This is a genomic window from Streptomyces sp. NPDC030021, from assembly GCF_055574035.1.
The window spans coordinates 114,065-127,283 of record NZ_JBVIAH010000005.1 but is presented as its reverse complement, the minus strand read 5'-3'; the positions used below and the strand labels follow the sequence as shown (position 1 = coordinate 127,283).

The window sequence follows — 13,219 nt, the reverse complement described above, 5'->3', positions numbered from 1 at the left end:
GTCGGGGCGCGCCGAGTCGCCGGGAGTGGAAGCATCAGCACCGGTAAGCGCCACGACGGAGGAGACGGCTGACATGACCGAGGCAGCGGAAGCAACCCGGCGCACGCCCGGTACCCCGTGCTGGGTGAGCCTCATGGTGCACGGGCTCGGGACCACCGAGGACTTCTACGCCGACCTGTTCGGCTGGGAGTACGAGCCGGGACCCGAGCAGCTCGGCCCGTACGTCCGCGCGGTGCTGGACGGCCACGAGGTGGCCGGGATCGGCGAGATGCCGCCGGACCGGCATCTTCCGGTGGCCTGGACGACGTACCTCGCCACGGACGACGCGGACGCGACCGCCGAGTCGGTCCGTGCCTGCGGCGGCACGGTCGCGGTGGGTCCGCTGGACGCCGGGATCGCGGGGCGCGTGGCGATCTGCTCCGACCCGCTGGGCGCCATCTTCGGGCTGTGGCAGGCGCAGAGCCGTATGGGCACCCGGCCCTACCGCGGGCCGGGCACCCCCGTGTGGAACGAGCTGGTCACCCAGGACACCTCGACCGTCGGGAAGTTCTACGAGCACGTCTTCGGCCACGAGGCGCAGACGCACGCCACGGCCTCGGACGACTTCGACTACCTGACCCTGCACCTGGAGGGGCGCCCGGTGGCCGCCGTGCACGGCGTCGGCCGCTCGCTGCCGCACGACCGGGGCCCGCACTGGATGGCGTACTTCGAGGTGGAGGACACCGACCTGGCGGCCGCGCGGGTCGTCGAGCTCGGCGGGCGCGTCGTCGACCCGCCCCGTGAGGGCCCGCGCGGGCGCCAGGCCACGGTCGCGGACCCGGAGGGCGCGGTCTTCGCCCTCGTGTGCCCGCGGCGCTGAGCTAGTGCTGCGACCGGAAAGGTTTGCCGGGTCGCGGCGTCCGGTGCATGGGGTCTCCCCAGGCCCGCAGGGCCTAGGGGAAGCATCGCAAGGCGGAGGGCCGCGGGCCGTACTGGACGTACTTCCGTGGTCCGACAACGCGGCGAGGTGCCGTGCCGGGCGTCGCGACCCGGTGGACCTTTCCGGTCACAGCACTAGGCCGTCCCTTCCGGCTCCGGAGTCCGCCCGAAGTGCCGGGCGGTGGGCACGAGGGCGGCCGCGGCGGGTACCAGGAAGCAGGCCGCGGCGCACACGGCGAGGACCGGGGTGACGCCGAAGGTGTCGATGGCCGGGGCGATGAGGGCGAGGCCCACCGGGGCGAGGCCGTAGGACAGGAGGAAGTCCAGCGAGGAGACGCGGGCGAGCTTGTCCGGGGCGACCTCGCGCTGGGTGGCCGTGAACCAGGGCACGTTGAACAGCTCGATCCCGATTCCGGCCACGACGTAGGCCGCGATCACCGCGGCCGGGTGGACCGGCAGCATCAGGCTCAGCGGCGCGAAGCCGTAGCAGGCCAGGCCGGCGAAGGCGCTCCAGCCCTGGGAACGGGGCCGCCGGCGTGCGGTGACCAGGGCGCCGCCGAGCGCGCCCACGGTGTACGCGGTCATCGCCGCGGCCATGACCCACCCGGTGCCGTAGCGGTCGCGCCCGATGAGGGGCAGGGCGACGCTGGTGGCGGAGTAGCCCAGCGCGATCACGGCGGTCAGGGCACCGAGTCCGGCGAGGAACCAGGGGTGGCGGCGGGCCTCGCGTATGCCGTCGGCGAACTCGGCACGCAGTGATGCGCGCGGGGCGGGGGCCGCCGGTCCGGCGGCCGGGGCGCCGCGGCCCGGCAGCAGGGCGGCGACCAGCCAGAGCAGGCCGATCCCCAGCAGCAGCGTCCCCACGTCGGCGAACGCCGCCAGCAGCGCGGTCAGGGTGGGGCCCGCGAGCGTGGAGGTCCGTACAGCCATGGTCATGGCGGCATTGGCCTGCTGCCTGCGGTCGGCGGCGACGACCTCGGCGGTGAGCGCCTGGAAGGCGGGGCGGCAGGCTCCCTGGCCCGCGCCCGCGACGGCGGCGGCCAGGGTCATCACCAGCAGCGACCGGCCGAGGCCGAGGGCGAGGAGCGGGGCGGCGGACGCGGCCGCCAGGGCGGACCAGAGCACGACGGTCCGGCGCGCATGGCGGTCGGCCAGTACCCCGCCGACGGCGACGGCGGCGAGGAAGCCGGCGGTGCGGGCCGCGAGGACCAGGCCCAGGGCGGCCGCGCCGAGTTCCCGGTGCAGGACGGCGAGACCCAGGACGAAGGGCAGCGCCCAGGTCGCGAGTCCGGAGGCGGTGGTGCCCGCCCACAGGCGCAGGAAGGCGGTGTCGCGCAGGACGGAACGCACGGGCGGCGGGCCGGTCCTGGGCGTCGCGGGCGTGGGTGTGGTCGACACGGTGTGGTGCTCCTCGTTCGTCGGCAGGGGTGCGGGTCGAGGTTCGGCGAACCTCGACCCGGGGGTGTTAATGAAAACGATAACCATTACAGTACCCTTCGAACGCGGCACTCCTGCCCGGTGCACGACCACGCCCACGCTCTTCCCAGACCGGAGAATCCATGCGCCACCGCACCCGGATCGGCATCCCCCTCGCACTCGCACTCGCCCTGGCCCTCGCCACCACGGGCTGCTCGACCACCACCGGCGACCATGCGCCGAAGGGCGAACCCGCCGCCCGGACGGCGGCACTCGGCAGTTGCGGGCGGCAGTTCTCCTTCGACCGGCCCCCGCAGCGCGCCGTCGCCCTGGACCAGACCTCGACCGAAACCCTCCTGGAACTGGGGCTCCAGGACCGGATGGCCGGGACCGCCAACCTCAAGACGAAGATCCCCGCGCAGTACCAGGACGCCTACGCCAAGGTCCCGGTCATCGCCCCCAAGATCGCCACCAGCGAGCAACTGCGCGCGGCCACGCCCGACTTCGTGGTGGCCGGCTCCGCCGACCTCTACACGAAGGACCGCGCCGGCACCCGCGAGGAACTGGCCGCCCTGGGGGTCCCCACCTTCGTCAGCGCGGTGGACTGCCCGCAGCAGAACGAGGCCGGAAAGACACCCTTCGAACTGCTCTTCTCCGACTACGAGCAGCTCGGCAAGGTCTTCGGCGGCGAGGAACGGGCCGGCCGGCTCGCCCAGGAGCAGCGCGCCGCCGTGGCCAGGGCCGGCGAGAACGCCGCCGGGGCCACCACCCGGGGCGGGAAGCAGCCCACCGTCGTCTACCTCTACTCGGTCTTCAACGGCATGCCCTACGTCGCCGGCCGGACCGGCCTGCCCAGTGAGATGAGCCGGATCGTCGGTGCGAAGAACGCCTTCGACGACGTGGCCGAGGACTGGCCGGAGGTCTCCTGGGAGGAAGTCGCCCGGCGCGACCCGGACTTCATCGTGATCGGCGATCTGAGCGAGCGCGGCCGGCCCGGCGACAGCGCCGCCGAGAAGCGCGACGCGATGGCCGGGGACCCGGTGGTCTCCAAGCTGGCGGCGGTCCGCGAGAACAGGATCATCGAGGTGCCGGGCATCGAACTGGACCCCTCCGTCCGCTCCGTGCACGCCCTGGGGCTGCTGGCGGCAGGGATGAAGGACCTCGGACATGTCCGCTGACCCGGGGGTGGTGGACCTGCTGCTGCCGGCCGCCCGTGAGGTCCGGGTGAGCGCGCCGTCCGCGCCGCCGCGGGCCGGTCGGTCCGGCGCAACGGCCCGGGCGGGGCTGTTCCTCGCCGGGGTGCTCCTCCTGGTCGCCTCGGTGGCGGCGGGCACCCGTATCGGCAGCGCCGACGTGGGATGGACCGACCTCGGCCGGGTGCTCGGGGCCCGGCTGGGCCTGGCCACCGAACCGCTGCCGCCGCTGCTGGACTCGCTCGTCTGGGACCTGCGGCTGCCGCGGGTCCTGATGGCGGCCCTGGTCGGCGCCTCGCTGGCGGTCTGCGGCACCGTGCTGCAGGCCGTCACCCGCAACGCCTTGGCCGACCCGTACCTGCTCGGTGTGTCCTCGGGGGCCTCGGCCGGGGCCGTCGCCGTAGCCGTCCTGCCCCTGTCCGGGCCGGCCGCCGGAACCCTCGGGATCACCGGCGGTGCCCTCGTCGGCGCCCTGCTCTCCTTCGGCCTGCTGCTGGCGCTGCTGCACCGGACGGGCCTGGACTCGGTCCGCATCGTCCTCACCGGAGTGGTCGTCGGACAGCTCTTCACCGCCCTGACCTCGCTCGTCCTGATGGCCTCGGCCGACGCCGACACCACGCGCGCCCTCACCCACTGGCTGCTGGGCTCGATGGCCCCGGCCCGCTGGGACGCCGTCGTGGTCTGCGCGGTCGTCACCCCGCTGGGGCTGGCGGCCGCCTGGCTGTGCGCGAACGCCCTCGACGGCCTCGCGTTCGGCGCGGACACCGCCGCCTCGCTGGGGATCGGCGTACGGCGCACCCGGATGCTGCTGCTCGTGGTGACGGCCGTGCTGACCTCGGTGGCGGTGGCCACCGTCGGCGCCATCGGGTTCGTCGGGCTGATCGTCCCGCACGGGGTGCGCCTGCTGGCCGGTCCGCTGCACCGGGTCCTGCTCCCCCACGCTGCCCTCGCGGGCGCGGTGTTCCTGGTGTGGACCGACGCCCTGGCGCGGGTCGCCTTCGCCCCGCGCGAGATCCCGGTCGGCGTGATCACCGCGCTGCTCGGCGTACCGCTGTTCCTCCTCGTCCTGCGCAGGCGGGGGGAGCTGTGAGGATCACCGCCGAAGACCTGAGCTGGTCGGCCTCGGGCACGCCCGTCGTCCGCGGGGTCGGCCTGGACATCGCGCCGGGCGAGACGGTCGGACTGCTCGGCCCCAACGGCTCCGGCAAGTCCTCGCTGCTGCGCTGCCTGGCCGGGCTGCGCGTGCCCGACGCGGGGACGGTGCGCTACGACGGCCGGTCGATCAGGAAGTGGAGCGCCCGCCGGATCGCCCGCCGGACCGCCTTCGTGGAGCAGGGCTCCGGATTCGACACCGACCTGCGCGTCGCCGACGTCGTGGGACTGGGGCGGACCCCCTTCCGCGACCGCCTGCGCGGGCCGGACGCCACCGACCGGGCGGTGGTCGCCGCCGCGCTGGACCGCGTCGGCCTCACCGCGCTCGCCGGGCGCTCCTGGAAGGGCCTGTCGGGCGGCGAGCGGCAGCGCGCCCACATCGCCCGCGCGCTCGCCCAGCAACCGTACGGTCTGCTCCTCGACGAACCCACCAACCACCTGGACGTCAAGCACCAGTGGGAGCTGATGGAACTTCTCGCCGGCACCGGGCAGACGGTGCTGGTCGCACTGCACGACCTCACCCTGGCCGCCCGCCACTGCGACCGGCTGCTGCTCATGCACCAGGGCCGCCTGATCGCCTCCGGCAGCCCCGCCGCCGTCCTCACCGCCGAGCACCTCGCCCAGATCTTCGAGGTCGACGCCGAACTGACCACCGACGCCCTGGGGCGGTCCTCGGTGTTCTACCGCGGCCCCCTGCGCGCCACCACGCCCGCACCCGCACCCGCACCCGTACCCGTACCTCTTCCCGTACCGCGACAAGGAACGTCATGACGAGCCACCCGACCACCGCACCCACGCCCACGCCCACACCCGCGCAGCCGCCCGCACCGAACGTCGACGCCCTCGTCGCGGCCGTACTGGCCGGTGAACACGGCCCGCTGCCCCACGAACTCGTGGCGACCAGCGTGTTCTGGATCCACCACGGCACCCGGCTGGCCGGCGGCGACACCACCTACCTCAACCAGTACGTCCTGGTGCGCCTCGGCGGCTCCTTCGGCGGCTGCGCCTTCGAGGCCGGCGAGATCGACCCGGCGATCTGCCGTGACGCCTCGGGCGCCCCGCTCGACGTCCTGCTGCGCGAGGCTCCGCGCCCGCTGCGGATCGCCGCCCTCGACGCGTACCTGGCCGGGCAGCGTCCGCACCGCGACGCCGGAGCGGAGCCGCTCGTCCTCCCCGCGGGCACCCCCGAAGTACGCGCCCGGGCCCGCGACGCGGCCATCGCGGGGCTGCTGGACATCGGCGCGGGCGCCCGGGTCGGCCTCATCGGCGTGGTGAACCCGCTGGTCACGGCGATCCGCGAGCGGGGCGGCGTACCGCTGCCGTGCGACTTCAACCTCAGGTCCACCCAGTGGGGCGATCCCGTCACCACCGACATGCACGAGGTGCTGGAGCGTGCCGACGCCGTCGTCGCCACCGGCATGACCCTCGGCAACGGCTCCTTCGACACCGTCCTCGACCGCTGCCGTGCCCGGGGCATCCCGCTGGTCGTCTACGCGCAGAGCGGCAGCGCGGTGGCCCGGGCCTTCCTCGGCTCCGGGGTGACCGCCCTGTCCGCGGAGCCCTTCCCCTTCTCCCAGTTCAGCGCCGACCCGACGACCCTGTACCGCTACCGGACGGCGGGGCGGCCGTGAGCGCGCCCACCGCGCGCCACGGCGCCGGGCACGCCTCCTGTCACCACGGCGAGATCCTCCAGGGCGTCTTCCTCGACGCCACCGGGCGCCGGTGCGCCGGCCTGGTCACCCTGCCGATGACCGGGATGGGCAGCCGGGCCGAGTTCACCCGGCGTCCCGGTACCCCGCCGGAGCAGCTCACCGTCCTGCCGGGCGACCGTACGAAGGCCGCCCGCGCGGCGGCCCTCACCGTCGAGGAATGCGCGCCGCTGCGCCGGGAGCCGCCCTGCGGTGGGGAGTTGCGGATCACCGGCGACATCCCGGTGGGCCTCGGCATGGGCAGCTCCACCAGTGATGTCATCGCCGTCGTGCGCGCGGTCGCGGACTCCTACGGGGTGCGGCTGGCGCCCGGCACCGTCGCCCGGCTGGCGGTGCGCGCCGAACTGGCCTGCGACCCGCTGATGCTCGACGCCCGCCCGGTGCTCTTCGCCCAGCGCGAGGGGCGGGTGCTGGAGGCCCTCGGCCCCTGCCTGCCGCCCCTCGTGGTCGTGGGCTGCGCCCTGGGCGGGGGCGCGCCCGTGGACACCCTCGCCCTGCCGGTCCGTACGTTCGACGAGAGCGACGTAAGCGCCTTCGAGCGGCTGCGCACCCTGCTGCGGCGGGCCGTGGCCACGGGCGACGCGGCCCTGCTGGGCCAGGTCGCGAGCGCCAGCGCGCGGCGGGGCCAGCAGCTCCTGCGCCACCCGGAGTTCGACACGCTCGCCGGCATCGGCCGGCGGCTCGGGGCCCTGGGGGTCCAGATCGCGCACAGCGGTGCGGTGGCCGGTCTGCTCCTCGACCCGGCGGCCCCGGGCCTGCGCCACCGGGTCCGTGGCTGCGTACGGGCCCTGGAGAGCAACGGCATCGCCGCGACCCGCGTCTTTTCGACCTTCTCACCCGCCCTGCCCGTCCCACCCGTCCCGATGACCAAGGAGTTCCCGAGTGGACCAGCACATCGCGGAGGCCATCGGCCGGCCCGACCTGATACGCCTCGACGACCGGCTCGTCTGCCTGCGCTTTGAGACCATGAAGGTGGTCTCCGCCCTCGCCGCGGTCCGCCACCTGCTCGACACGGGGGTGGTACGGCGCGGGGACACGCTGCTGGACAGCTCCAGCGGGATCTACGCGTACGCCCTCGCCCTGGCCTGCCACCGCCACGGCATGCGCTGTCACATCGTCGGCTCGACGACCGTCGATCGCACGCTGTGCGCCCAACTGGCCGTGCTCGGGGCGACGCTGGAGCGGATGGAACCCTGCGACGACCTGAAGCTGGACCAGAAGCGGCGGGTCGAGCGCATCCACGAGATCCTCGCGGAGCACCCCGAGTACCACTGGATGCGGCAGTACCACGACGACATCCACTATCTGGGCTACCGGGCGGTGGCCGAGCGGATCCGGCGGTCGACGGGCGGGGGCGGCGCCCTGACCCTGGTCGGCGGGGTCGGCTCGGGCGCCTCCACCGGGGCCCTCGCCCGCTATCTCCGGGAGGACTCCCCCGACGTCGAACTCGTCGGCGTGCAGCCCTTCGGCAGTGTCACCTTCGGCGCCGAGCACGTCGCCGACCCCGAGATCATCATCGCCGGGATCGGCAGCTCCATCCCCTTCGGGAACGTCAGCCACGCGTCCTACGACACGCTCCACTGGATCTCCTTCGACGCGGCGCTGGCGGGCAGCGTCGATCTGTTGCGGCGGCACGCGGTCTTCGCGGGCCTGTCCACCGGGGCCGGCTACCTCGCCGCCCGCTGGGAACGGTCCCGGGCCCCGGAACGTACGGTCCTGTTCATCGCCGCGGACACCGGCCACCGGTACGTGGACAGCGTGTACGCCCGCCACGGCGAGGCCGCCGCCGTCGACACCCTGACCCCGCGCCAGGTCACGACCCGGGCCGAACTCGCGCTCCCCTGGTCCAGGATGCGCTGGAACCGGGCCCCGGGCGGCCGGCCGCTCCGATGACACCCCGGAAGGCCGGCGGAGCACCCCGCTCCGCCGGCCGGCGTGGGCCGGGGCGGCGAGCTGCCGGCGGACCGGTGTCCGGAATCGTCACCGCGCCTGACCGGCTGGTTCGTGCGGGACTGCTCCGCACTGCCGGTGCTGCTGCTCTTCGAGCCGGCGAAGCTCAGCCCGGGGGTCAGGGCTCCGGACGGACCGACCGCGGCGTCCGGCACCACCCGGCCGCGCAGCGCGGACTTAAATCTTCCGGGCCGGATCGGAGGTCCGGTCCTGTGCCTGAAAGGTGCGCCGGTAGGCGTGCGGGCTGGTTCCGGTGAGGCGCTTGAAGCGTTCCCGGAACGCGGTCGGAGAACCGAAGCCGACCTGCGCGGCGATCCGTTCGACGGGGTGCGCGGTGGTCTCCAGCAGATACTGCGCCTGCCGGATCCGGGCCCGGTGCAGCCACTGCAGCGGCGAGGTGCCGGTCTGTTCGCGAAAGCGCCGGTTGAGGGTCCGGACGCTCATGCCGCCCTGTGCGGCGACGTCGTCAAGGGTGAGGTCGCGCCGGGCGTTGTCCTCCATCCAGCGCAGGAGCGGCTCCAGCACCGATCCGCGCGGGGCCGGCGGCTGGTCGTGGACGATGAACTGGGCCTGCCCGCCGTCGCGTTCCAACGGCATGACGGACAGCCGGGCGGCGTCCGCGGCCACCGCCGAGCCGAGGTCGCGCCGGATCATGTGCAGGCACAGGTCCAGCCCGGCGGCGGCGCCGGCCGAGGTGAGCAGCTGCCCGTTGTCCACGTAGAGCACCCCCGGGTCCACCTCGACGGCGGGGTGGAGCGCGGCGAGCAGCCCGGCGGCCGACCAGTGGGTGGTGACGCGCAGGCCGTCCAGGAGTCCGGTGGCGGCCAGGACGAAGGCGCCCACACAGATGGAGGCGAGCCTGGTTCCCCGTGCGGCGGCCTGCCGCAGCGCGTCGAGGACCTCCTCGGGTACGGGCGCCGCGGGGTCGGCCACACCCGGCACGATGATCGTGTCCGCCTCGGCCAGCTCAGCCAGCGGCCACGGCGCGCGCAGTACGAACGCCCCGGCGTCGACCTCCTCGGCGGGTGCGCAGACACGGACCCGGTAGGCCGGACGGCCGTCGGGAAGCCGGGTCCGCGCGAACACCTCGATCGGGGTGGACAGGTCGAACGGAATCACGCCGTCCAGGGCGAGCACGACCACGGTATGCATGGCCCGACGATAGCCGTGCGCGGCATCGGCCGCTCCCACGGGATGTCGTCACAGCGGATGATTTCCGCAGGTCACAGCCGTCCGGCCTGGCTCAGATCGCGGTTGGCCACAATCCGTTGGTGGATGGCATTCCAGCCGCTTCCGGTGCCCGCGAACCACAACTAGCGTCAGTGTCCGTGCCCCACCGGCCCAGCTCCCGCGGCCGTCTGACACCCGTCCGCTCCTGACCACCTGGATCACCCACGTGACGAAGTTCCTGCTCGCCGTCCACGTCCTGGCGGCGGTCATCACGATCGGCCCGGTCACCGTCGCCGCCAGCATGTTCCCGCCGACGGCCCGCCGCGCCCTGGCCGGACCCGGCAACACGGCGACCCTCGCCGAGGCCCGTACGCTGCACCGCATCTGCCGGGTCTACGCCGTGATCGCGGTCGTGGTACCGGTGTTCGGCCTGGCGACCGCCCGCAGCCTCCACGTACTGGGCAGCCCCTGGCTCCTCACGTCGATCGCACTGACCGCGGCGGCCGCTGCCGTGCTCGGCATCCTGGTACTCCCCCGCCAGTCCGCGGCACTGGCCGTCCTCGACGGCACCGCCGACCCGCGGAAGGCCGCGGCCGCCCTGCAGGCGGTGGGCCGACTGAGCATGCACACCGGACTGTTCAACCTGCTGTGGGCGACCGTGACCGTCCTGATGATCGTCCGCCCCGGATCCACCACAGGAGCCTGACATGCACCGCCCCAGCCGGCTCCTGCGGGCCGCCGCACTCCTGGAACTCGGCAGCCTGGCCGTCCTGTTGACCAACCTCGGCGCGCTCCACCTGCAAGCCGTCTCCTCGGCCGTCGGCCCCCTGCACGGCTGCGCCTACCTGATCGTCATCATCGCCACCGCCCGCGAGCCGCACTCGGACCGATCGGCCGTCGCGCTGTCGGCCGTCCCCGGCATCGGGGGCCTCCTCGCCCTACGCCGCCTGACCGCGCCCCGCCCGACGGTCAGCCGCACGTGACGGGACGGCTCACCGGCCGATTCCGCCGTCGCGGATCGCGTTCACCAGTCCGGTGACGAGATGCGCCCGCTCCGCCATCGCGTCGACCACCAGGTACTCGTGGTCGGCATGAGCACCGCCGCCGACGGCTCCCAGGCCGTCGAGCGTAGGCACCCCCAACGCGCCCGTGAAGTTGCCGTCGCTGCCGCCACCCACCGCCCTGCCCTCGATGCCCGGCAGCAGTCGCCGCGCCATCTCGAACAGTTCCGCCGACGCCGACTCCGGCATCGGGGGCCGGCCCACGGCCCCCCGGACCACGATCTCCGCCTCGTCCAGATGCGGAGCCAGTGCCGCCACCGCCGACTCGACGCGCTCCTTCTCCCGGGCCGACTCGACCCGGACATCGACCAGCACCGTCGCCTCCGCCGGAACGACGTTGTCCGAGGTTCCCGCCGATGCCACGGTCGGCGTCACCGTCGTCCCGATCTCCGGCCGGCTCAGCGCCGCGATGTCCAGCACCTGGTACGCCGCCTCGACCAGCGCGTTCGCCCCGGCCTCCGGCTCCAGCCCCGCATGCGCCGCGCGCCCCTTGACGAGCACCTCGAACGTGCCGCACCCCTTGCGCCCGGTCTTCAGGCCCCCGCCGTCGGCCGCACCCTCGAACACGAGCACCGCACCGCAGGCGCGGGCCCGCTCCTCGATCAGGGCCCGGGAGGAACCGGAACCGACCTCCTCATCGGCGGTCACCAGAACTTCCACGCCCGACAGGTCGTCCAGCGCCGCCAGGCCGTGCACGGCCTGGACCAGACCACCGAGCATGTCGAAGACCCCAGGGCCCGTGGCGCGCCCGCCCTCCACCCGGAAGGGGCGGCGTCCCAGCGTGCCCAGCGGGAAGACCGTGTCATGGTGACCGAGGATCAGCACCCGGGGATCGCCTCCGCCCGACCAGTGCACGTGCGGCCCGGCCGGACTCTCCACCAGGACGGCCCGCCCGCCCAGCCGGCTCTCGATGACCGCCGCCACGGCATGGGCCGACGCGTTCAGGGCATCGAGGTCACGCGACGGGGACTCGACCTCAACGAGCGTACGCAAGTCTTCGAGCATCGCCTCAACACGCACAGCGGTGCTCTGGTACATCCTCATGCCCTCACGATACGGGGCACGCCCGGTGGCCCCTGGAAGCGCAGAAGCCCGGTGCTGCGCGCTCGGTCTAGGTCTGGGCCAGTTCGCGCACAGTGGCCATGTCGCTGAAGGGGAGCAGCTCCTCGCCGACGATCTGGTGCGGTTCGCTGCCCTTGCCGGCGATCAGGACCGTGTCGTCGGGGCCCGCCGCGGACAGGGCGAAGGCGATCGCCCGGCGGCGGTCGGCGTAGCGCCGGAAGGGGGTGCCGGTCGCCGTCAGTCCGGAGGAGACCTGGTCCAGGATGGCCTCGGGGTCCTCGTTGCGGGGGTTGTCCGAGGTCAGGACACAGAGGTCGGAATGGGTGCCGGCGATCTGGCCCATCTCGGCCCGTTTGGTGGTGTCGCGGTCCCCGCCGCAGCCGAAGACCGTGATCACCCGGCCGCGGGCGAAGCCCCGGATGGTGGTCAGGACCTTCTCCAGGGAGTCCGGCGAGTGGGCGTAGTCCACGATCACGGAGGTGCCCAGCGGGGTCCGGAAGCGTTCCAGCCGGCCCGGGACCGGCGGCATCCGGTCGAGCGCGTCGACCAGGGGGCCCAGCTCGTGCCCCAGCACGTGGCAGGCCGCCACCGTGGCCAGCGCGTTGGCCACCGAGAACCGGCCGGGGACGGGGATCGCGGCCGGGTAGGCGCGTCCCGCGTGGTGGAGGGTGAACCGCGTACCCGAGGCGCTCACCACGAGGTCGGTGGCCCGGTAGTCGGCCGGGCGGTCCAGGGCGTACGTGGTCACCGCACCCGGCATCATCGACACGATGGACGCGCCCACCGGATCGTCGGCGTTGACGACCGCACGCCGGCACAGGCCCTGGAAGAGCCGCAGCTTGGCGTCCCGGTAGTCCGCCATCGTCCCGTGGTCGTCCAGATGGTCCTGCGTGAGGTTGGTGAAGACCCCGACGTCGATGAACGTACGGTCCACCCGGTGCGTCAGCAGCGCCATCGAGGTCGCCTCCAGCACCACGCCGGCGGCTCCGCGGTCGCGCATGTATCCCAACAGGTACTGCAGGTCGGGAGATTCCGGCGTGGTCAGCACCGAGGGCGGCATGGGGATCGGCTCATCGCCGATCCTGCTGCCGGCGGTTCCGATCACCCCCACTCTGGAGCCCTCGGCGATCCGCAGGACGGACTCGACCATGTACGAGACGGAGGTCTTCCCGTTGGTGCCGGTGATCGCCACCATGTCCATCTGCCTCCCGGGCTCGCCGAAGTAGCGGGAGGCCACCACCGCGGCGGCCGTCCGCGTGTCGGGTACCCGGACGGCACAGGTGCCCGGGGGCCATACCGCGGCCGGCAGGGCGGGCTCACCGCCGTCGACGAGTACGGCGGCGGCCCCCCGGGCCAGGGCGGGCGGGACGGAGGCGGGGCCGCCCTCCCGGTGTCCGGGTACGGCGATGAAGAGCGAGCCCGGCATCACCCGGTCGGCGTCGAAGGTGGTTCCCGCGGTGATCAGCGTCGTGTCCGGATCACCCTGGAGGACGTGGTGCTCCTGCCCGGCCAGCAATTCGCTCAGCTTCACAATGATCCCTTCAAGGGGGCTCGGGCCCGGGCGTGCGGCCGTAGCCAGGCGGCAGCG

General features: G+C 73.8%; 13 protein-coding genes. 9 read left to right on the top strand and 4 right to left on the bottom strand.

The window, feature by feature from the left end; genetic code table 11:
* Positions 1-73 precede the first annotated feature (73 nt).
* Entirely contained in the window at positions 74-859 is a 786-nt protein-coding gene (locus ACZ4YL_RS11930) for a VOC family protein (protein ID WP_468115825.1), read from the top strand.
* A 194-nt stretch (positions 860-1,053) separates the two neighbouring features.
* Here ACZ4YL_RS11930 and ACZ4YL_RS11925 read toward each other — a convergent pair whose 3' ends face one another.
* Positions 1,054-2,316 (bottom strand): MFS transporter, encoded by a 1,263-nt coding sequence (locus tag ACZ4YL_RS11925; RefSeq protein WP_468115823.1) that lies wholly within the window; start codon positions 2,314-2,316, stop codon positions 1,054-1,056.
* A 161-nt stretch (positions 2,317-2,477) separates the two neighbouring features.
* Here ACZ4YL_RS11925 and ACZ4YL_RS11920 point away from each other — a divergent pair, with 161 nt between their 5' ends.
* From ACZ4YL_RS11920 to ACZ4YL_RS11895, 6 genes are read left to right on the top strand one after another with little or no spacing between them, the layout of a single operon-like run.
* Entirely contained in the window at positions 2,478-3,512 is a 1,035-nt protein-coding gene (locus tag ACZ4YL_RS11920) for an ABC transporter substrate-binding protein (RefSeq protein ID WP_468115821.1), read from the top strand.
* On the top strand, positions 3,502-4,617 hold the full coding sequence (locus ACZ4YL_RS11915) for a FecCD family ABC transporter permease (RefSeq protein ID WP_468115819.1): 1,116 nt from the start codon (positions 3,502-3,504) through the stop codon (positions 4,615-4,617). The genes ACZ4YL_RS11920 and ACZ4YL_RS11915 overlap by 11 nt, the downstream gene beginning before the upstream one ends.
* Positions 4,614-5,450, top strand: coding sequence for an ABC transporter ATP-binding protein (locus tag ACZ4YL_RS11910; protein ID WP_468115817.1), 837 nt, complete (start codon positions 4,614-4,616; stop codon positions 5,448-5,450). The genes ACZ4YL_RS11915 and ACZ4YL_RS11910 overlap by 4 nt, the downstream gene beginning before the upstream one ends.
* A complete protein-coding gene (locus ACZ4YL_RS11905; RefSeq protein ID WP_468115815.1) occupies positions 5,447-6,310 on the top strand; it encodes a Rossmann-like domain-containing protein in 864 nt (287 codons plus the stop codon). Before ACZ4YL_RS11910 ends, ACZ4YL_RS11905 begins: the two co-directional genes overlap by 4 nt.
* The gene (locus ACZ4YL_RS11900) at positions 6,307-7,350 is read left to right on the top strand and encodes a GHMP family kinase ATP-binding protein (RefSeq protein ID WP_468115813.1); all 1,044 of its coding nucleotides are present in this window, start codon (positions 6,307-6,309) and stop codon (positions 7,348-7,350) included. Before ACZ4YL_RS11905 ends, ACZ4YL_RS11900 begins: the two co-directional genes overlap by 4 nt.
* Positions 7,271-8,281, top strand: coding sequence for a pyridoxal-phosphate dependent enzyme (locus tag ACZ4YL_RS11895; RefSeq protein WP_468115811.1), 1,011 nt, complete (start codon positions 7,271-7,273; stop codon positions 8,279-8,281). The genes ACZ4YL_RS11900 and ACZ4YL_RS11895 overlap by 80 nt, the downstream gene beginning before the upstream one ends.
* 234 nt (positions 8,282-8,515) lie before the next feature.
* Here the strand turns inward: ACZ4YL_RS11895 and ACZ4YL_RS11890 are convergent, their stop codons facing one another.
* The gene (locus ACZ4YL_RS11890; RefSeq protein ID WP_468115809.1) at positions 8,516-9,490 is read right to left on the bottom strand and encodes a GlxA family transcriptional regulator; all 975 of its coding nucleotides are present in this window, start codon (positions 9,488-9,490) and stop codon (positions 8,516-8,518) included.
* 244 nt (positions 9,491-9,734) lie between these two features.
* On the opposite strand from ACZ4YL_RS11890, the gene ACZ4YL_RS11885 reads away from it, so the two are divergent.
* Positions 9,735-10,214, top strand: coding sequence for a hypothetical protein (locus tag ACZ4YL_RS11885; protein ID WP_468115807.1), 480 nt, complete (start codon positions 9,735-9,737; stop codon positions 10,212-10,214).
* 1 nt (position 10,215) lies between these two features.
* On the top strand, positions 10,216-10,491 hold the full coding sequence (locus tag ACZ4YL_RS11880; RefSeq protein WP_468115805.1) for a DUF3817 domain-containing protein: 276 nt from the start codon (positions 10,216-10,218) through the stop codon (positions 10,489-10,491).
* A 9-nt stretch (positions 10,492-10,500) separates the two neighbouring features.
* Here the strand turns inward: ACZ4YL_RS11880 and ACZ4YL_RS11875 are convergent, their stop codons facing one another.
* Together ACZ4YL_RS11875 and ACZ4YL_RS11870 are read right to left on the bottom strand one after the other, a co-directional pair.
* On the bottom strand, positions 10,501-11,613 hold the full coding sequence (locus ACZ4YL_RS11875; RefSeq protein ID WP_468115803.1) for a M20 family metallopeptidase: 1,113 nt from the start codon (positions 11,611-11,613) through the stop codon (positions 10,501-10,503).
* Positions 11,614-11,680: 67 nt separating this feature from the next.
* Positions 11,681-13,162, bottom strand: coding sequence for a UDP-N-acetylmuramoyl-L-alanyl-D-glutamate--2,6-diaminopimelate ligase (locus ACZ4YL_RS11870; protein ID WP_468115801.1), 1,482 nt, complete (start codon positions 13,160-13,162; stop codon positions 11,681-11,683).
* Between the last annotated feature and the right edge of the window lie 57 nt (positions 13,163-13,219).

Bases quoted from the DNA above. Each gene is read 5' to 3' on its own strand.
- ACZ4YL_RS11890 (WP_468115809.1), bottom strand. From the start codon at position 9,490: ATGCATACCGTGGTCGTGCTCGCCCTGGACGGCGTGATTCCGTTCGAC.
- ACZ4YL_RS11905 (WP_468115815.1), top strand. From the start codon at position 5,447: ATGACGAGCCACCCGACCACCGCACCCACGCCCACGCCCACACCCGCG.
- ACZ4YL_RS11920 (WP_468115821.1), top strand. From the start codon at position 2,478: ATGCGCCACCGCACCCGGATCGGCATCCCCCTCGCACTCGCACTCGCC.
- ACZ4YL_RS11875 (WP_468115803.1), bottom strand. From the start codon at position 11,613: ATGAGGATGTACCAGAGCACCGCTGTGCGTGTTGAGGCGATGCTCGAA.
- ACZ4YL_RS11930 (WP_468115825.1), top strand. From the start codon at position 74: ATGACCGAGGCAGCGGAAGCAACCCGGCGCACGCCCGGTACCCCGTGC.
- ACZ4YL_RS11880 (WP_468115805.1), top strand. From the start codon at position 10,216: ATGCACCGCCCCAGCCGGCTCCTGCGGGCCGCCGCACTCCTGGAACTC.
- ACZ4YL_RS11915 (WP_468115819.1), top strand. From the start codon at position 3,502: ATGTCCGCTGACCCGGGGGTGGTGGACCTGCTGCTGCCGGCCGCCCGT.